The following is an 18,273-nucleotide window of genomic DNA, read 5'->3' on the forward strand; positions in this document are numbered from 1 at the left end:
ATATAACTAAAAGAACGATTGCTTGGAAAGTAGTTTATCAACAGGCTGTTAAATCGAAGCGAAAATTAGCAGGTAAGAGGATGATTTGTTTAACTTATTTCGTTAAAAATCAATTAAAATGATTTTCATGATCAAATTCATTCCAAATTAGAAGCTGTTCAAAATTTGATAAATCGAGACCTACTATTTAACCATAATAAGTTAAATACAACACAATCACGAATAAAAAAGGTAAAAAAACGAGATTTAAAATAATCCGTATCGAAGCAATTTTTTAACCACTAAGCAAATGGTTAATATCTCAACCGAGGCCACTCCAATAAATAAACAGGCAGTAGAATAAGAAATTCCTTTCAGTTTACGCCCTACTTTAATTTGCTTAAATCCACTCTTTAGAGTCCACCATTTAGTTATTTTATAAACTCCATAGCCTAAAATCAAACCTAAAATCATTCCTCCCAATACATCGCCAGGAAAATGAACTCCTAAATAAATACGCGTGTAGATTACCAGTAAAGACCAGGAAAATACAAAGAATGTGTATAATTTATTTTTAAATAAAAGAGAGGTAAACAAAGCAAATCCAAATGTATTTGTAGCATGAGAAGATACAAAGCCATATTTTCCTCCTGTATATCCGCTTACCAAATTTACGATACCTTTAAGCGAAGGATCGTGACTAGGTCGAAAACGTTCAAACACATTTTTAAATAATTGTGTAGAAATCTGATCGCAAAGAAAAATCAAAACAAATGCTCCTAAAATCCACCAAAGAGCTTCTTTCCCTTTAAATTTATAGATTTGATAAAGTACTAGCAGATACAATGGAATCCAGAATTCTTTACGGGTAAAGAACATCATTACAACATCCCAGAATGGGGAATTAAAGCTATTTAGCCAAATTAAAAAGTCTTTATCCAGTTGAATTAGGGTTTCCATTGGCAGGTCGTATATTTATTGATTAATTGCTTTCCAAATCATATCCTTCAGTTCCATAATGCCTTTCTGAGCAACAGAAGATATAAATACATAAGGAATTTCAGGTAAATCTTCTTTAATTTCATCCATAAGCTCCTCATCCAGCATATCTGATTTTGTGATGGCTAGTAATCGTTGCTTATCAAGCAACTCTGGATTAAACTGCTTGAGTTCGTTTAGGAGTACTTTGTATTCTTTGTGAATATCATCACTATCGGCGGCAACCATAAATAACAGCACCGAATTACGTTCTATGTGTCGTAAAAATCGCAATCCTAAACCGCGACCTTCGTGAGCTCCTTCAATAATTCCCGGAATATCGGCCATCACAAACGAACGATCGTCGCGATAAGCTACAATTCCTAAATTTGGTACTAGAGTGGTAAAGTGGTATTCTGCAATTTTTGGTTTGGCGGCAGAAACAACTGATAATAAAGTAGATTTACCAACACTTGGAAATCCAACTAATCCAACATCGGCCAATACTTTAAGTTCCAAAATAACCGATCGCTCAACTCTTTCTCCACCCGATTGTGCATATCTAGGTGTTTGGTTGGTTGATGAACGAAAATTCCAGTTTCCTAATCCACCACGTCCACCTTTTACGAGAATTTTTTCTTCGCCATCTTCGGTTACATCAAAAATTACCTCGCCAGTTTCGGCATCGCGAGCAACTGTTCCCAAAGGAACCTCAATAACCTCATCCTGTCCATCGTGTCCGGTACTTCGACTCTGACTACCAGAACCTCCATCGCCACCGAATACATGGCGACTAAACTTCAAGTGTATTAAAGTCCACAATTGAGCGTTCGCACGAATAATAATGTGTCCTCCTCGTCCACCATCACCACCATCTGGTCCTCCTTTCATCGTAAGCTTATCACGATGAAGGTGAGTAGAACCACTTCCTCCGGCTCCGGAGCGACAAAATATTTTTACGTAATCAACAAAATTAGACCCCGACATAATTTTTTCTTCTATTGCATTTCTGCGTAAACAGGTTTTACTGATAATTCGGATTCTATCAGCAACGAAATTCTTTCCAAAACTTCTTCTGTTGTGCCCATAGCATCAACAGAGTGATAAACCCCTTCTTTTTGATATTGAACTGCAATTGGTGCCGTTACATTATCATAGATTCGTAAACGCTTTTCTATTACTTCACGTCCACTGTCATCTGGTCGTCCCGAAGTTTCGCCTCTTTTCAAAAGACGTTGAATCAATTCCTCTTCCTCAACTTTCAGTTCAACCACTATATCAACACTACTATTTCGTTTGGCTAGCATATCTGCAAACACAGGTATTTGTCCTTCGTGTCGAGGCATTCCGTCATACACAAAGCCTTTGGCCTGATTGTGAAAATCTAAGAATTTCTCCACGATACGATATGCTAATTTATCTGGAAAGAAATTCCCCCCATCAATTAATCGTTTCGCCTCTAATCCTTCAGGAGTCGCTTTTTTAATCTCTTCGCGGCATACATCGCCAGTCGAAAGATGAATAAAATCAAATTTTTTCTGAAGTAATTTAGATTGGGTTCCCTTACCTGATCCCGGAGGTCCAAACAAAATAATATTCAACATTTTTATTCAATTACTGTGTATACATCTGGTAAGTTACGACCCATTCCGTCATAATCTAATCCTCTACCAACAATAAAATCGTTAGGAATATCCATTCCTACGTAATCAATTTTTATGTCGCGAATTAAAGCATCAGGTTTGAACAACATAGTAGCTACCAAAACTTCTTTTGCATTGTAATCTTTGATTTGCTCTAGAGTATTAGAAATGGTAATTCCTGTATCTACGATATCTTCCAGTAAAACCACTGTACGATCGTTTAAATCCTCAGTGAATCCCATTAATTTTTTCACTTTACCAGTTGTTTGCATTCCACCCTCGTATGAAGATAAACGCATAAAGGTAATCTGTGCATTTTCAACTGTAATTTGCTTCATCAAATCCGAAGCAAACATGAACGATCCGTTAAGGATACAAATAAACAAAGGATCTTTTCCTTTCAGATCTTCGTTCATTTTCTCAGCCATTTGTGCAATTACCGCATCAATTTTCTCAGCAGGAATTGATACTTTAAATTCTCGATCCAGAAGTTTTACTGTTTTCATTTTGGTTCTAATTTTGTCTTAGTTGTCCGATCTCCCCCATCAGTAAAATTTCCTGAAATACCGGGCCATTAAGGCAATGCCCTAAATTATCGTGTTTGTAATCTTTAATTTTTCATTCTCAGGAAATAAAAAATGTTTCAATTCCAGTGTGCAACATACATATTTTTTTTTCATTTTTACACTTCCGAAGAAGTAACTAATGTAGTTCACAAATTGGAATTAAAACTATTCCTGATTTGGCTGCAAAAGTACAATTTTTTGTCATTTTATTTATTAAATTCACGAATAAAACCACATGAAAGCAAAAGTAAGTATTATAATGGGCAGTACATCTGACCTGCCAGTAATGGAAAAGGCGGCAAAGGTACTTAATGATTTTAAGATTCCTTTTGAAATCAATGCCTTATCGGCACACAGAACTCCCGAAGCTGTTGAGGTATTTGCAAAAAATGCAAAAGCTAAGGGGATTCAGGTAATTATTGCCGGAGCTGGAATGGCAGCACATTTACCTGGTGTAATTGCTGCAATGACACCGATACCCGTAATTGGTGTACCTATTAACGCATCGCTTGATGGAATGGATGCTTTATTAAGTATCGCACAAATGCCTCCGGGAATTCCTGTGGCTACCGTAGGAATTAATGGCGCCATGAATGCCGGAATTCTTGCCAGTCAAATATTGGCTGTTGGCGATACAGAATTACAAAAAGCAGTAATTGAATTTAAAGAAAGTTTAAAAGATAAAATTGTAAAAGCTAACGAAGAACTGGCTAACGTTAAATACGATTACAAAACCAATTAATAAACAATATAAAAATACACTTAAAAAATCTGCATTTCATTATGATTTGCAGATTTTTTGTTTTAATTTAACATTCAGAACCTTCTATTCGACTTATACATTATAAAATACATGAATTGTTTTTCCACTATATCTAGCAATTCACTATAAGCAAATAGATCATAACACTCTCAAATACAATATACAATTTAAGATTGCATAAAAACTATCATTACAAAAAAGGAAGTTTTGTTAATTTGGGCACATAGAAAAACACAATATGAATAAATACTTTTTATTATTCATATTACTGATCCCTATTAATTTATTAGGTTCAAACGAAAACAGACCCGCAGGCGCAAGATCCGATGGTATTGGGAAAGCTTCGGTTGCAATTATCGACACATGGGCAAGTTTCCATAATCAGGCAAGCTTAGCACTTTTAGAAAAAAAATCATTTGGGGCATATTACGAAAATCGATTCCAAAGTAAAGAATTAAGCACAAAAGCCTTTTGTTTTAATTTCCCCTCAAAACTGGGAACTTTCTCTTTAAATTACACCCAATTCGGCTTTAATCTTTACAAAGAATCGAAAATTGGTTTTAGCTATGCACGAGCTTTGGGGCAACATTTTTGGGCTGGAATACAATTCGATCAAATAAAAAAGGAACTTAATTCCGAATATGGCTCGCAAACAATATATATGTTTGAACTGGGCTTACTTGCCGAAATATTTCCTGATTTTTTTCTGGGTTTTCATTTATTCAATCCAACACAAGAAAAATTTACTACCTGGGAGTATCAGGATGAAATACCAAGTATAGGACGATTTGGCTTTTCATGGAAATTTTCAAACGGAGCAATTCTCAGCTCAGAAATACTAAAAGATTTGGATAATGAAATTCAAATTAAAGGAGGAATAGAATACCCTCTAAACAAGCAATTCTTCCTTAGAGCTGGAGCATACAATCATCCAAATTCCATTAGCCTGGGTTTAGGATTTAACTTTTCTCTAATTAAAGCAAACATAGCCTTTTCCCGACACCCAGTATTAGGCTACACACCTTCGGCTGATTTAAGTATAAAATTTTAGTCTGATTTATGAAATTGAAACTTAAAATAGCGGCTACTTTATTTTTATTTTGCTTCAGCTTACAGATACATGCGCAAAACACAGTAAATCGGAATGATTTAATAGAAAGCTTAATTGAAAACATTGCCGAACAAAGCGAAGAGGAGCTGGACTACACAAATTTGCTGGAAGAAATATCGGAACTTATCTCTAATCCTGTAAATATCAACTCTGCAAACTCTAAGGATCTACAAAAACTTTATTTTCTAAATCAGAACCAAATAAATAGCTTAATTGAATATCGCGAAAGCAATGGTGAAATTCTTAGTATTTACGAATTGCAATTAATTCCGGGATTCACGTTCGAGCTAATAAGAAACATTGAACCCTTACTAAGCATACAAGCAAATACGCAAAAACCAACACTTAATAAAAAGGCACAAAATCTAATATTATTAAGAACCGAGAGGACAATAGAGAAAGAAAAAGGGTATCGTAGTTCGAATGAGAATTCTAGATATATGGGAAACCAATGGAAATATTACTCAAGAATTCACTCAACAATACAAAAAAAAGGTTTAGAATTAGGTATTACAGCCGAAAAAGACAAAGGAGAAGCTTTTTTCGATAAAAACAACAATCAGGGTTTCGATTACTACTCAGCTCATCTTCAACTTAAAAGAAAAGGATTTATAAAACAAATAAACATTGGTGATTATCAAGTAAAATTTGGACAGGGAGTTAGCCTTTGGTCAGGATTAGGAGGTAAAAAGTCAACACTTACAACTCAAAACTCAAGAAGGTATCAAGGCATTCGATCCTATAAATCTACCGACGAAAATAAATTTTTTCGCGGATTGGCACTCGTTTTACGAACTACTAAAAATAGCAAACTAGCATTTTTCGCTTCTTCTAAAAAAATAGATGCAAGCACCAATACCGATACAATAACAAGTTTTGTATCGAGTATTATTAACACCGGATTTCATAGAAATAAAAACGAAATAGACAAGAAAGACCAATTAAGGGAACAAGTTTTTGGAAGCTACTTTATGCTAAATCTTAAAAAAGTAGAATTGGGGCTTGCCTATTTGCAATATGAATATTCTCCTGAAATTAGTCCACGAGAAACCACCTATTCATACCATAATTTTTCTGGCAAAAACAATTACAATTTAAGTTTCACCTATCAAAGCCAATTTAATTCCATTCATTTTTTTGGTGAAGCAGCTCGAAGTAAATCCGGAGGAATGGGATTTTTACAGGGTGCCAATATTCAGGTTCATTCACAGTTAAACCTCGAAGTCATCTACCGCAAATACGATGAAAATTATCATACGCATTTCGCCAGTTCGTTTGCAGAACAAAGCAAGCCTCAAAACGAGGAAGGTTTTTACTTAGGCATTAATTTTCACCCTCTACCCCAATGGACCATTAAAGCTTATTACGATCAATTTGAATTTCCATGGCTTAAATATACTGCCAACTCTCCCGGAAATGGGCACGAATACCTTGCACAAATTGAATATACACCAAATGAAAAAGTATCGACCTATTTTCGTTTTAAGCAGGAAAATAAAGTACAAAATAACAGTTCCAATCCCATAAAATATCCGGTTGAAATTGAAAAAACTCAGTATAGATTGCATATATCAGCAAAACCAGCTGCAAATTGGGAAATTAGAAATCGTATAGAATTCTCGGATTATAAAAAAGAAAATCTGCATGAAAATGGTTTCCTGATATATCAGGATTTAATTTACAGATGTCCGAAATTCCCTATGAATATAAGCCTAAGGTATGCCCTCTTCCATACAGATTCATACAATAGCAGAATATATGCTTATGAAAACGATATATTATATGCTTTTTCGATTCCAGCATATTACTTAAAAGGGAACAGATTCTATCTTAATTTAAATTACAAACTTCATAAAAAAATAACATTATATGCCAGATATTCACAAACCAAATACAAAGATACTGAGAGCATAGGCTCTGGCAATTCAGAAATATCTGGTAATACAAAATCAGATCTGAAAATTCAGTTACGAATCAAGTTTTAAACATTAGGGTTTTCAGTTCCATTTTCCTTTTGTATTTTCGAAATCTAGAATCAATAAAAAATAATTGGCAAGAACTTTTTTTTATGAAAAAACTACTTAAACCTTATAAAACGAGTGGAACTGGAAAATGCTTTGGCTGCTCTCCTGAAAACGAACACGGACTACAAATGCAATTTTTCGAGCAAGATGAATATATTATTTCTGAATGGGAACCCAAAAGTCACCTTTCAGGATTTAAGAATATTTTGCATGGAGGTATTCAAACCACAATTTTAGACGAAATCTCCTCATGGGTAGTTTTCATAAAATGCAAAACTGCAGGAGTTACCACTGCAATAAATGCAAGGTTTAAAAGTTCAGTTTTTACCGATAAAGGCAAATTAACTATTCGTGCCAAGCTAATTTCGCAAGACAGAAGATTTGCAAATATTCATGCAGAAATACTCGATACAAATGGCAAAGTTTGCTCCGAAGCCGAAGTAAAATACATGATTTTCCCGCAGGAAATGGCTGTTAAAAAATTTGAATACCCAGGTATCGAAGCTTTCTATGAATAAAATCTAAGCAAGATCAATTTTCGATTTGTATTTCTCCCATCGTTTCTCCTCCATCTCCATAAATCGACCAAATTTATAGGGAGGATCGATGGAAAAATCCATTTCCGCCCCAGTATCAGGATGTTCAAATTTTATCCCTGCTGCACACAAAAACAAGCCTTTGCCCCGCAAAATTTCTCCTTCTACTCCATACAGCTTATCACCTAAAATAGGATTTCCCAGCCCTGCCATGTGAATTCGAAGTTGGTGAGTTCTTCCTGTTTCGGGATATAAATTAACCAGGCTCAAAAATCTATTTCTAATGGATCGAGATTTTTTCACCAATTCATAAGAACTTATCGAATCCTTTCCATCAACCTGCATATCCACAATACCTTTTTCAGATACCGCCCCAATAACAACAGCGCAATATCTTTTTCTTACCTTTCGGTTTGCAAATTGATTTCCCAGATGAACGGCTGCATCGGCAGTTTTAGCAACTAAAAGCAAACCACAAGTTGCACTATCAATACGGTGAACTGGATTAAAAACAGGCAATGCATTTTTTCGCATAGAAGGACGCAAATTAAATGGCAAAGCATTTTTAACCGTTTTAAAATGATTACCACTTACCGGAATTCCTCCAGGCTTATTAATTATAGCAATATATTCATCTTCGTAAACCACTTCGAGTCTAAGTTCGTAGACTTTCCTAACTGGCAGTTCTAAATCGCACAACTCAATCTTAAAACCACTTTTTACCCACAAGCCTGTCGAGGCCTCTAGGCCATTAACTCGAATCATTCCTCTTTTAATTGCTTTTTTTATACCCTGAAAAGATGAAATACTGGTAAAAACAGTTGGAGCATAATCTTGTAATCTAATACTATCAACTCCTTTTGGTACGATATGAGCTTCTATTACTTTCACAATTATATAACTTAAGTTTCTTTTGTAAAGGTAAGATAAGAGCAAATCATTAAAAAGTTTAATTTCCTAACTAGCATTAAAAACTACTCATAAAAAATGCACTTCACTCTATTTTAATTCATTAAAAATTAAAATTACCCCCTTATGAGATACGACAACCCCTTTAAATTAGGTGTTTTTATAGATTTTTAATTTAAATCATACAGGAAATAATTTTGTATTTTAAAAATTTTACTAATTTTGCGGCTCATTAAAAAACCATCATCTGGGAAACTGGTAATTCCCGATTCGAGAGCTTTAGTTTTCATAATCGGGCCAAAAAACGAAAGGATGAAAAAGACAAATGCAGCTCGCATTTTAGATCGGGCAAACATAGAATATGAAATTATCGACTACGACGTAGATCCAATCGAATTGGGAGCAGAACGCGTAGCTGAGAAAACTGGACAACATATTCAACACATCTATAAAACGCTTGTTCTTTCAGGAGATAAAACAGGTGTAATTGTTGCCTGCATACCTGGTTCATCCGAACTAAACCTAAAATCCATTGCACAAATTAGTAAGAATAAAAAATGTGCCATGGTTCCCATGAAAAATATTCAGGAAATTACCGGTTACATTCGCGGAGGCTGTTCTCCAATTGGAATGAAAAAAGATTTTCCTCTATTTATAGACGAAACAGCTTTTAGCTTGGAGTTTATTTTTATTAGTGCTGGCTTAAGAGGCAAACAAATAAAAATAAATCCTGCCGATCTTCAATCGGTAACAAAAGCAACAGTTTCCTTAATATCAAACCCTAAAACAGAAGCGCATGTTAAATTGTAAAGCTATAATTTGGGATTACAACGGCACTCTGTTAAACGATTTGTCGATAGGAGTGGAATGCATAAACAGAATGCTTTCGAAAAGAGAGTTACCTCTGCTATCGGTAGAAAGATATCGAGAAGTATTTACTTTTCCTGTTAAAAAATATTATGAATCTGTTGGTTTCGATTTTAATCGTGAAGATTGGGACAAAGCAGCTAAAGAATTTATTCAGCATTATACATCACTATTGCCACAATCAGAAATTTTCCCTGAAGCTCTAGAGCTATTATCGAAATTTTCGGCCAATGGGAAAAAACAATTTATTCTTTCGGCAATGGAACAAAACATGCTAAACCAATCTACCCAAAACGAAAATATCATTACTTATTTTGATGAGATTTCGGGTATTGACAATATATATGCAAGCTCAAAAATCAAAAACGGCTTACAACTGTTAAAAAAATATAAGTTACAAGCTAAAGAGGTTTGCCTTTTGGGCGATACAACTCACGATTACGAAGTAGCTAAAGAGTTGGGATGCCAATGCATTTTAATTGCAGCCGGACATCAATCTTTTAACAAATTAAAACAGACGGGTTGCCCAATTGTGGTCAATGATCTAAACGATATTATAAAAAATTAAAACAACCATTTTTATTTTTAAGTAACCAATTTTATTTACTAAACAATCATTTTTAAGATGAAAAAACTAATTGTAATTTTCGCTGTTCTTGTTTCATTTACTGCTAGCTCACAAAATTTTCAGTTACACCGTGATTTCGACAGAGATCAATTCACCTCTACTTTCGAAATGTTTAAAATGGACAAATGGGGTAACACTTTCACATTTGTAGATTTTGATTATGATGCAGAAAATGGAATTAACCAAGGTTATTTCGAGATTGCTCGTGTATTAAAAACTGAAAAAATGCCAATTGGTTTACACATTGAATACAATGGTGGTGTTGGTAATGCTGAAACCGCTTTTGGTGATTTTGGTTACACAATTAACGATGCATGGATTTTCGGTTTAAACTATGCAAAAGGTGGTGCTAAATCAGGATTCTCTACTTATGCAGGTTACAAAGCTATTAAAGATGCTGGCAAAGCAAACTTCCAAATTACAGGTACATGGTATGTGAACTTTTTCGATGGAAAAATGACTTTCTCTGGTTTTGCTGATCTTTGGTCGGAAAATTGTGACGAGGATGCCGTTGGGGTATCTGATGAATTAGTATTCTTAACTGAGCCTCAGTTATGGTACAATGCTACTAAAAACCTTTCTTTAGGTGGTGAGATTGAAATCTCAAATAATTTTGCAGGTGACGATTTCGAAGTTCGTCCTACTTTAGCTGTAAAATGGAATTTCTAATCCAAACCGAATTAAAAATAAACAACCATGTTAGATAAATTTTTTAATATCACCGGAAATAAATCCACTCTCCGTACCGAGATCATTGCAGGTATCACCACCTTTATGACCATGGCGTATATATTAGCGGTTAACCCTGGTATTTTAAGTGCTACCGGAATGGATAAAGGTGCTGTTTTTACAGCTACCGCTTTATCGGCAGTAATCGCAACTTTAGTTATGGCATTGGTAGCAAAATTACCATTTGCCCTGGCTCCAGGAATGGGACTAAATGCATTCTTTGCATTTACCGTAGTTCTAGGAATGGGCTACAGCTGGCAATTTGCTTTAACTGCAGTTTTTCTTGAAGGTATTATCTTCTTAATTCTTACTGCCTTTAATATTCGTGAGTTAATCGTAAATTCTATTCCTTTAAATCTTAAACATGCCGTATCTGTTGGTATCGGTTTATTTATTGCATTCATCGGATTAAAAGGTGCTGGTGTTATTATTGATAATCCTGCAACACTAGTTAGCCTTGGAAATATGAAAGATCCAAGTGTTATTGTTGGCTTGGTAGGTATTTTACTTACAGGAGTTCTTTTCGCTAAAAATGTTAAAGGATCTTTACTTATTGGTATACTTTTCTCAACTGTTTTAGCTCTTATTTTAGGAGTTGCACACATGCCGGATAATTATCAGTTTGTAAGCTTACCTCCATCATTATCTCCAATCTTCTTCCAGTTCGATTTCTCGCAAATTTTTACTATCGATATGGCAATTGTATTGTTTACATTCCTTTTTGTTGATATGTTCGATACAGTTGGAACTTTAGTTGGTGTAGCTTCTAAAGCTGATATGTTAGACAAAGATGGTCGTGTACCTCGTGTCAAGCAAGCCCTTTTTGCCGATGCTATTGGAACTTTCTTTGGATCTATTTTAGGAACATCAACGGTTACAACTTATGTTGAAAGTGCTGCTGGTGTATCCGAAGGTGGAAAAACAGGTATGACTGCTTTAACAACTGCAATTATGTTTGCATTGGCATTGTTATTTGCTCCTATTTTCATTATGATTCCTTCTGCAGCTACGGCTCCAGCTTTAGTTATTGTTGGATTATTCATGATGTCTCCAATTATGAAAATCGATTTAAATGATTTTACAGAATCAATTCCAGCATTCCTTTGTATTATTATGATGCCACTTACCTACAGTATTGCTGATGGTATTGTATTTGGTATGCTATCCTTCGTTGCTTTAAAATTATTTACTGGCCGCTACAAAGAAATTAGCCCAGTAATGATTGTTATTGCAATTCTATTTATAATCAAATTCTACTTTGTTTAGTCTTTCTATTCAATTAGAACAACATATATTTAGAACCCTTTTCGCTTCTTACGAAAAGGGTTTTTTCATACCCAACAACTAATTAGATTGTTCTGTTTTACATTCTCTCCAGAAAAAAAAGACACTCACAACTACACATTTATCACCAATAATTATCTATTCATGTTACTTTTAAAAGCTTTAATCTAAACTTTTAATTTTTAATCGCGTAAACATCACAAACTTAAACCCGAAAAGAGAAAGATATGAGAGCAGGAAAGGGATTATGCTATTTAGTGGTCGCAATATTTTTAATGGTGGCCTGCGACACATCAAAACACGAACAGGTAATACAAACTACCAATACGGTAAATATGGAAGAAAATGCCATGATTAATTGTATTCTAGAGAACACTTTAAACGAAGTAGAATACAATATTCTCAGTTTTAATACAACAACAAAAAACAAACAAGATTCTTTCCCCAAAGTAAAAGTAAATTACGCCAACTCTCAAAACACGAACCAATCCGTTATTATCGATTACGGATCAAATTATCAGTTAGACTATTTAGGACACGAAAAAAAAGGTAAAATTAACACCTCCTTAAACGGTGAGTATAATTCTGCAAATTGCAATCTAGCGATACATTTCGAAGAATTCTATATCAATAATTTAAAAATATCCGGCTATATTGATGTGGAAACTCTCCCTATTACAGAAAATAACAAGCTAAGTTTTTCAATCATTTACCGTGATATTGAATTCGAATCGGAATCGGGACAAACATATACTGTAAATGGCAGTAAAACCAAAGAGTGGGTAGAAGGATTTGAGACAGATAATCCGTGGGATGATCAATTCTTTATTAGCGGAACAATATATGGTGTTAATTCAGAAAAAAGAGAATACAATGCTGAGATATTAACACCATTGTTAATAAGTCGCGCCTGTGAGTTTATAACACAAGGCGAAATTAATTTCACTGTAGATAATGAACAAAGCATTTACAATTATGGCGATGGAAAATGCGACAACAAAGGCTTTTTTATTAAAAACGAAGAATCTACTAATTTTGAATTTGGAAGATACGATTTTAGATATTCGAAATAATTTCCAACAATTACATTTGATTCAATAGAAGATACATCCTGATTTATTATCACGAGTCTAAAAAAAAATAAAGCCCCAAAAAGGGGCTTTACTTATGAAATATATTATCTAAACTTAAATTTAGATTAATTTGATCTATTTTTCAACTTCGCTTCCTTTTATAGGATTCGATTTATCTGGTAAAATAAGATTTAGCACAACACCAACAACCGATGCAAGACCAATTCCTGCCAAAGAAAAATTACCATAAGTAATTTGTGCTCCACCAATACCAACAGTTAATACAACCGATACAATAACCTGATTTCTTGTTTTAGTAAAATCTGTTTTTGCATCGATTAATGTTTTAATACCAATACTGGCAATTAATCCAAATAATAGCAACATGATACCTCCTAAAACGGCTTGTGGAATTGTTTTTAGAAAAGCACTCACTTTACCTATTAAAGAAAAAACCAAAGCTGTAATGGCTGATATTCTTAACACACGAGGATCAACAACCTTTGTTAGTGCGATTGCGCCTGTTACTTCAGAATAGGTAGTATTTGGAGGTCCGCCAAAAAATCCGGCGAAAGCTGTAGCAATACCATCTCCTAATAAAGTTCTGTTTAAACCAGGATTTTTTACGAACTGCTTATTTGCAACTCCTCCAATTGCATACATATCACCTACGTGCTCTATAATTGGTGCAAAAGCTACTGGTATCATATAAATTACAGCACTCCAATTTAATTCAGGACGAATAAATTCTGGCAAAGCAAACCATGCAGCATCCTTAATTGGAGTAAAATCGACTTCGCCTAGTACAATTGACAAAACATAACCTACAACAATTGCTGCAAATACAGGTATTAATTTTAGCATTCCTTTTGTAAAAACAACAACAACGATAGCTGTTAATAAAGCAACGGTTGAAATTGCCCAATTTGTTTTTGCCATCCCTACAGCTACATCAGCAAGTGATAAACCAATAAGCATAATAACAGGACCTACCACGATTGAAGGAAAGATTTTCTCGATTACTCGCAATCCCCAAACTTTGATAATACCAGAAACAAGTCCGTATACCAATCCAACTGCAATTAAACCAGATAAAGTACCGGGTAAACCATATAACTTAGTTGCAGCAACAATGGGTGCAATAAATGCAAAACTACTGCCCAAAAAAACAGGAACCATACCTTTTGTAATTAAATGAAAAATCAAGGTTCCAATTCCTGCTGTAAATAATGCAACTGCTGGGTCAATACCAACTAATAACGGGACTAGTACTGTTGCACCAAATGCAACAAATAAAAACTGAATTCCCAAAATAATTCTTTTGGCGGGACTTTGAATTCCCTGCTCATTAGGATTTTGAAATAGATTCATAAAATGGATTTAAATTTTTTCAAATTGGCGCAAAGATAACAAGTTAGTTTGAATTGACAAACCTGAAAAGATCAATAAATCAACGCAAAGGAGTGCGTAATTAACATTTTATAAGTAGATATCTCTATTTTAAAAACATTAGTAAAATAAGGTTTAACAACTAAGATTAATCGTTAAAAAGAAGAAAATAAAGGAAGTAGTAAAGATAATAACTATCAATAAAAAATTTAAAATTTAATATCACGAACCATAAGTTGTGTTTCCACTTTCCCCATATATTCGTTTTCCTGAAGACTATAACACAAATCGAAAGGAGTTCCACTTGATATTTTAGGGTAAATTTTACCCATCGAAAAAGCAATTCCACCTTTAACATCTCCCTCGCGAATGTCATCAACGACAGAAAGTTTTAAATGCTCTTTATTTCTGCCAACAGGACGACTATAACCATAATCAACAACTCTTTCGCTAACAAAAACAGGAGTCATATTTCTAGGTCCGAAAGGTTCAAATTGCTTTAATATTCTAAAAAACTTAGGTGTAATATCCGATAATTTAATGCTAGCATCGATACTTATTTGCGGCATTAACATATCTTCACTTATATTCTCGCAAACATATTCTTCGAATCGTTTCTGAAATGCACTAACATTCTCGATTTTCATGGTTAATCCGGCAGCATATTTATGTCCTCCAAAATTTTCCAGTAAATCGCTACATGCCGAAATTGCCTGGTACAAATCAAAACCCTCGACCGATCGTGCACTTCCTGTTGCAAAACCATTGGATTCGGTAAGAATAACCGTTGGCTTATAGTACGTTTCTATCATTCTGGATGCTACAATGCCAATTACACCTTTATGCCAGTTACAATCGTATAAAACAGTACTTTTTTTGGCCAGTAAAGTTTTATTCTTTGCTACTCTATCAAGAGCCTCATCAGTAATACTATGATCTAGTTCTTTTCTATCTTCGTTCAAATCGTTAATGGTATCGCCAATAAGAGTAGCAGCCTCTTCTTTATCTGCAATTAACAATTGCACAGCACGATTACCCGATTGAATTCTGCCTGCGGCATTAATTCTTGGCCCTATTTTAAACACAATATCATTAACCCCTAAATCTTTGGTAACTCCCGCCAACTTAAGAATTGTTTTCAGTCCTAGTCTGGGATGTTCGTTCAGCTGTTTTAACCCAAAATGGGTAAGCACTCTATTTTCTCCGGTAATTGGCACAATATCTGAGGCAATACTAACTGCTAATAAATCTAACAGCGGCATTAAAGTTACAAACTTCCAGCCTTTTTTTTGAGCAAGTCCCTGCATAAACTTAAAACCTACGCCACAACCCGAAAGCGCATCGCATGGGTAATTACAGTCCTCTCTTTTAGGATCAAGAACAGCTACTGCCTGAGGTAAAACCTCGTCTGGAGTATGATGATCGCAGATAATAAAATCTACGCCTTTTTCTTTGGCATAAGCCACCTTTTCACTTGCTTTTATACCGCAGTCAAGAGCAATTACGAGAGTGTAATTTTTATCGGCGGCAAAATCTATTCCTTTAACTGAAATACCATACCCCTCAGAATAACGATCGGGTATATAATAATCAATATAATCGAAATGAGATTTTAAATAAGTATAAACTAAAGCTACAGAAGTAGTGCCATCAACATCGTAATCACCATACACCAATACGCGCTCTTGTTTATCCATGGCAATTATTAGACGCTCCACTGCCTCAGTCATATCTTTCATTAGAAAAGGATCGTGTAGATCATCTAAACTAGGGCGAAAGAAAGCCTTGGCCATTTCGAAAGTAGTGATTCCTCTCTGAACTAACAGATTAGCTATCACACGATCAACACCTAACGATTCCATTAGAGCCTCAACCGTTTCATCATCGCCCGGTTCATTTATTACCCATCTCTTTTCCATATTCAAGAATTTAGCTAGCCAAATTAGTCAATTTCCAACGTCATATCAAACAGATTGGCAATATGATTTTTAAGATTATGTTTTACCTCTTCAATATCAAGCTCTTTGCCTAATTCTTTTTTAAGAGAAGTAACTCCTTTGTCAACAAAGCCACAAGGATTAATATAATCGAAATATTTTAAGTCGGTATTTACATTAAAAGCAAGACCATGCATACTAACCCATCGGCTCACCCTTACTCCAATTGCACATATTTTTCGAACCCGAGGGCTACCTACATCCAACCACACACCGGTTGCTCCATCTAGCCTTGTTCCAGTTATACCATAGTCGCCAATACAATTTATTACCGCTTGCTCTAAATTCTCAATGTATTTTTTGATTCCCATATCGTAGGTTTCCAAATTTAATATTGGATAAGCAACAATTTGTCCCGGCCCATGATATGTAATATCACCACCTCTGTTTATTTTATGAAAAGTGGCCTCTTTTGCCTGCAGCTGCAACATATTAAGAAGCATATTTTGTTCTTTTCCACTTTTACCCAAAGTATAAACATGTGGATGTTCGCAAAAAAGCAGATAGTTATCTGATAATTTTTTCTGATCTTTTGGGAGATCTGAATTTGCCTGTTTAGAAGCTAATACCTCCTCGAATAAGGTTTCCTGATAATCCCAGGCTTTTTTATAGTCTATAGAGCCTAAATCTCTAAAAATTGTTTTGATCATTTTTTCAAAGCTCCATTAATTTTTAATGCATTCACATGGCGTTCTGCATGATAAGAAGAACGAACAAGAGGTGTACTTTCAACAAAGGAAAAACCTTTTTTCAATCCAACCTGCTCGTATTTTTTAAATGTCTCAGGTGTTATATATTCCTGTAATTCGAGATGTTGTCTTGTAGGCTGTAAATACTGACCAATAGTTATCACCTTAACACCAACTACCAGTAAATCGTCCATAACCTGATAAATTTCTTCCTCAGTTTCACCCAACCCCAGCATAATTCCCGATTTTGCAACAATACCGGAGTCTGCAATTTGTTTTAACACCTTAAGGCTAAGGTCGTATTTTGCACGACTACGAACACTTGGAGTTAACCTACGAACCGTTTCCAAATTATGAGAAATTACCTCAGGATTTTCATCAATTACCCTTTTTACATCTTCTTCTACGCCATTAAAATCGGGTATTAAAACCTCTAGTGTAGTATTCGGATTCACCTTTTTTATCTCCTTAATGGTTTCAGCCCAAATTCCGGAACCTCCATCATCTAAATCGTCACGATCTACCGAAGTAACAACTGCATGCTTCAATTTCATTAATTTAATGGAACGAGCAAGACGTATTGGCTCTTTGGTATCAACCGGAAGAGGTTTACCAGTAGGAACATTACAAAATTTACAAGCCCGGGTACAAATATTTCCTAAAATCATGAAAGTAGCAGTTCCATTTCCCCAGCATTCTCCCACATTAGGACATTTTCCACTAGAACAAATCGTGTGTAAACCATGTTCTTGAACAATACCGTTTACATAAGCGTAATCGTCACCTTTTGGCAACTGTATCTTTAACCAATCTGGCTTTCTTTTAATTTTCATTTTTAATCTCCCTAATTATCATTAACAACCAACTACACAAGCTGATTATCAACACTAAAACTTTTTAACAAATCCTTTTTTGCTTTAAAAAATCTCATTCATGCAAAGGTATTCGAAAGCATGGAATATTTATTGCAATTACTAATGTTTTTGTAATTCAGATTTATTATTTTGTTATTTTTATTCAATCTAAATTGATGTAAAACTACTGTAAAATCTATAAAATTAAAATTTATTAATAATCTTTTTTTTCTCTCCTTTTTTTGCTAAAAATG

18 protein-coding genes are annotated in these 18,273 nt (G+C 34.6%); 9 read left to right on the forward strand and 9 right to left on the reverse strand.

All coding sequences use genetic code 11. The annotated features are described in order from the left end of the window. Positions 1-246: 246 nt before the first annotated feature. From ACT3CE_RS03020 to hpt, 4 genes are read right to left on the reverse strand one after another with little or no spacing between them, the layout of a single operon-like run. On the reverse strand, positions 247-939 hold the full coding sequence (locus ACT3CE_RS03020; RefSeq protein WP_444708280.1) for a phosphatase PAP2 family protein: 693 nt from the start codon (positions 937-939) through the stop codon (positions 247-249). A 15-nt stretch (positions 940-954) separates the two neighbouring features. After that, positions 955-1,944: a GTPase ObgE gene (gene obgE, locus ACT3CE_RS03025; RefSeq protein ID WP_320118178.1), complete on the reverse strand. Its 990-nt coding sequence runs from the start codon at positions 1,942-1,944 to the stop codon at positions 955-957. Between the two features lie 11 nt (positions 1,945-1,955). After that, entirely contained in the window at positions 1,956-2,561 is a 606-nt protein-coding gene (locus ACT3CE_RS03030; RefSeq protein WP_444708281.1) for an adenylate kinase, read from the reverse strand. A gap of 2 nt (positions 2,562-2,563) precedes the next feature. Next, positions 2,564-3,106: a hypoxanthine phosphoribosyltransferase gene (hpt, locus tag ACT3CE_RS03035; RefSeq protein WP_444708282.1), complete on the reverse strand. Its 543-nt coding sequence runs from the start codon at positions 3,104-3,106 to the stop codon at positions 2,564-2,566. 295 nt (positions 3,107-3,401) lie between these two features. Here hpt and purE point away from each other — a divergent pair, with 295 nt between their 5' ends. From purE to ACT3CE_RS03055, 4 genes are all read left to right on the forward strand, one after another. After that, positions 3,402-3,908, forward strand: coding sequence for a 5-(carboxyamino)imidazole ribonucleotide mutase (gene purE, locus ACT3CE_RS03040; RefSeq protein ID WP_444708283.1), 507 nt, complete (start codon positions 3,402-3,404; stop codon positions 3,906-3,908). A 259-nt stretch (positions 3,909-4,167) separates the two neighbouring features. Next, complete coding sequence (locus ACT3CE_RS03045; protein ID WP_444708284.1) at positions 4,168-4,980, forward strand: hypothetical protein; 813 nt, start codon at positions 4,168-4,170, stop codon at positions 4,978-4,980. A gap of 8 nt (positions 4,981-4,988) precedes the next feature. Beyond that, positions 4,989-7,025 (forward strand): helix-hairpin-helix domain-containing protein, encoded by a 2,037-nt coding sequence (locus tag ACT3CE_RS03050; RefSeq protein WP_444708285.1) that lies wholly within the window; start codon positions 4,989-4,991, stop codon positions 7,023-7,025. Between the two features lie 83 nt (positions 7,026-7,108). Further along, a complete protein-coding gene (locus ACT3CE_RS03055) occupies positions 7,109-7,582 on the forward strand; it encodes a PaaI family thioesterase (RefSeq protein WP_444708286.1) in 474 nt (157 codons plus the stop codon). Positions 7,583-7,585: 3 nt separating this feature from the next. Here ACT3CE_RS03055 and ACT3CE_RS03060 read toward each other — a convergent pair whose 3' ends face one another. After that, positions 7,586-8,491 (reverse strand): RluA family pseudouridine synthase, encoded by a 906-nt coding sequence (locus ACT3CE_RS03060; RefSeq protein ID WP_444708287.1) that lies wholly within the window; start codon positions 8,489-8,491, stop codon positions 7,586-7,588. A 330-nt stretch (positions 8,492-8,821) separates the two neighbouring features. Here ACT3CE_RS03060 and ybaK point away from each other — a divergent pair, with 330 nt between their 5' ends. The 5 genes from ybaK (at position 8,822) to ACT3CE_RS03085 (ending at position 13,090) form a co-directional block, all read left to right on the forward strand. Further along, positions 8,822-9,319, forward strand: coding sequence for a Cys-tRNA(Pro) deacylase (gene ybaK, locus ACT3CE_RS03065; protein WP_444708288.1), 498 nt, complete (start codon positions 8,822-8,824; stop codon positions 9,317-9,319). Next, positions 9,306-9,944, forward strand: coding sequence for an HAD family hydrolase (locus ACT3CE_RS03070; RefSeq protein WP_444708289.1), 639 nt, complete (start codon positions 9,306-9,308; stop codon positions 9,942-9,944). The genes ybaK and ACT3CE_RS03070 overlap by 14 nt, the downstream gene beginning before the upstream one ends. A 57-nt stretch (positions 9,945-10,001) precedes the next feature. Continuing rightward, on the forward strand, positions 10,002-10,673 hold the full coding sequence (locus tag ACT3CE_RS03075) for a DUF5020 family protein (protein WP_444708290.1): 672 nt from the start codon (positions 10,002-10,004) through the stop codon (positions 10,671-10,673). A 27-nt stretch (positions 10,674-10,700) separates the two neighbouring features. Then, positions 10,701-11,999, forward strand: coding sequence for an NCS2 family permease (locus ACT3CE_RS03080; RefSeq protein ID WP_444708291.1), 1,299 nt, complete (start codon positions 10,701-10,703; stop codon positions 11,997-11,999). A 245-nt stretch (positions 12,000-12,244) separates the two neighbouring features. Then, the gene (locus ACT3CE_RS03085; protein ID WP_444708292.1) at positions 12,245-13,090 is read left to right on the forward strand and encodes a hypothetical protein; all 846 of its coding nucleotides are present in this window, start codon (positions 12,245-12,247) and stop codon (positions 13,088-13,090) included. A gap of 135 nt (positions 13,091-13,225) precedes the next feature. Here the strand turns inward: ACT3CE_RS03085 and ACT3CE_RS03090 are convergent, their stop codons facing one another. The 4 genes from ACT3CE_RS03090 to lipA all read right to left on the reverse strand — a co-directional run bounded on the left by ACT3CE_RS03090 (position 13,226) and on the right by lipA (position 17,998). Further along, positions 13,226-14,461 carry a uracil-xanthine permease family protein gene (locus ACT3CE_RS03090; protein WP_444708293.1) on the reverse strand — a complete coding sequence of 412 codons (1,236 nt, stop codon included), beginning with the start codon at positions 14,459-14,461 and terminating at the stop codon, positions 13,226-13,228. Positions 14,462-14,688: 227 nt separating this feature from the next. Next, a complete protein-coding gene (gene recJ / locus ACT3CE_RS03095; protein ID WP_444708294.1) occupies positions 14,689-16,398 on the reverse strand; it encodes a single-stranded-DNA-specific exonuclease RecJ in 1,710 nt (569 codons plus the stop codon). A gap of 23 nt (positions 16,399-16,421) precedes the next feature. Further along, the gene (gene lipB / locus ACT3CE_RS03100) at positions 16,422-17,126 is read right to left on the reverse strand and encodes a lipoyl(octanoyl) transferase LipB (RefSeq protein ID WP_444708295.1); all 705 of its coding nucleotides are present in this window, start codon (positions 17,124-17,126) and stop codon (positions 16,422-16,424) included. Then, positions 17,123-17,998 carry a lipoyl synthase gene (lipA, locus tag ACT3CE_RS03105; protein WP_444708296.1) on the reverse strand — a complete coding sequence of 292 codons (876 nt, stop codon included), beginning with the start codon at positions 17,996-17,998 and terminating at the stop codon, positions 17,123-17,125. Before lipA ends, lipB begins: the two co-directional genes overlap by 4 nt. Positions 17,999-18,273: the final 275 nt, after the last annotated feature.

Source organism: Marinifilum sp. RC60d5 (assembly GCF_052400665.1).
GTDB lineage: Bacteria > Bacteroidota > Bacteroidia > Bacteroidales > Marinifilaceae > JBQTGK01.

Coding starts and splice junctions, on each gene's coding strand:
- ACT3CE_RS03020 (WP_444708280.1), bottom strand. CDS start 939: ATGGAAACCCTAATTCAACTGGATAAAGACTTTTTAATTTGGCTAAAT.
- obgE (WP_320118178.1), bottom strand. CDS start 1,944: ATGTCGGGGTCTAATTTTGTTGATTACGTAAAAATATTTTGTCGCTCC.
- ACT3CE_RS03030 (WP_444708281.1), bottom strand. CDS start 2,561: ATGTTGAATATTATTTTGTTTGGACCTCCGGGATCAGGTAAGGGAACC.
- hpt (WP_444708282.1), bottom strand. CDS start 3,106: ATGAAAACAGTAAAACTTCTGGATCGAGAATTTAAAGTATCAATTCCT.
- purE (WP_444708283.1), top strand. CDS start 3,402: ATGAAAGCAAAAGTAAGTATTATAATGGGCAGTACATCTGACCTGCCA.
- ACT3CE_RS03045 (WP_444708284.1), top strand. CDS start 4,168: ATGAATAAATACTTTTTATTATTCATATTACTGATCCCTATTAATTTA.
- ACT3CE_RS03050 (WP_444708285.1), top strand. CDS start 4,989: ATGAAATTGAAACTTAAAATAGCGGCTACTTTATTTTTATTTTGCTTC.
- ACT3CE_RS03055 (WP_444708286.1), top strand. CDS start 7,109: ATGAAAAAACTACTTAAACCTTATAAAACGAGTGGAACTGGAAAATGC.
- ybaK (WP_444708288.1), top strand. CDS start 8,822: ATGAAAAAGACAAATGCAGCTCGCATTTTAGATCGGGCAAACATAGAA.
- ACT3CE_RS03070 (WP_444708289.1), top strand. CDS start 9,306: ATGTTAAATTGTAAAGCTATAATTTGGGATTACAACGGCACTCTGTTA.
- ACT3CE_RS03075 (WP_444708290.1), top strand. CDS start 10,002: ATGAAAAAACTAATTGTAATTTTCGCTGTTCTTGTTTCATTTACTGCT.
- ACT3CE_RS03080 (WP_444708291.1), top strand. CDS start 10,701: ATGTTAGATAAATTTTTTAATATCACCGGAAATAAATCCACTCTCCGT.
- ACT3CE_RS03085 (WP_444708292.1), top strand. CDS start 12,245: ATGAGAGCAGGAAAGGGATTATGCTATTTAGTGGTCGCAATATTTTTA.
- ACT3CE_RS03090 (WP_444708293.1), bottom strand. CDS start 14,461: ATGAATCTATTTCAAAATCCTAATGAGCAGGGAATTCAAAGTCCCGCC.
- recJ (WP_444708294.1), bottom strand. CDS start 16,398: ATGGAAAAGAGATGGGTAATAAATGAACCGGGCGATGATGAAACGGTT.
- lipB (WP_444708295.1), bottom strand. CDS start 17,126: ATGATCAAAACAATTTTTAGAGATTTAGGCTCTATAGACTATAAAAAA.
- lipA (WP_444708296.1), bottom strand. CDS start 17,998: ATGAAAATTAAAAGAAAGCCAGATTGGTTAAAGATACAGTTGCCAAAA.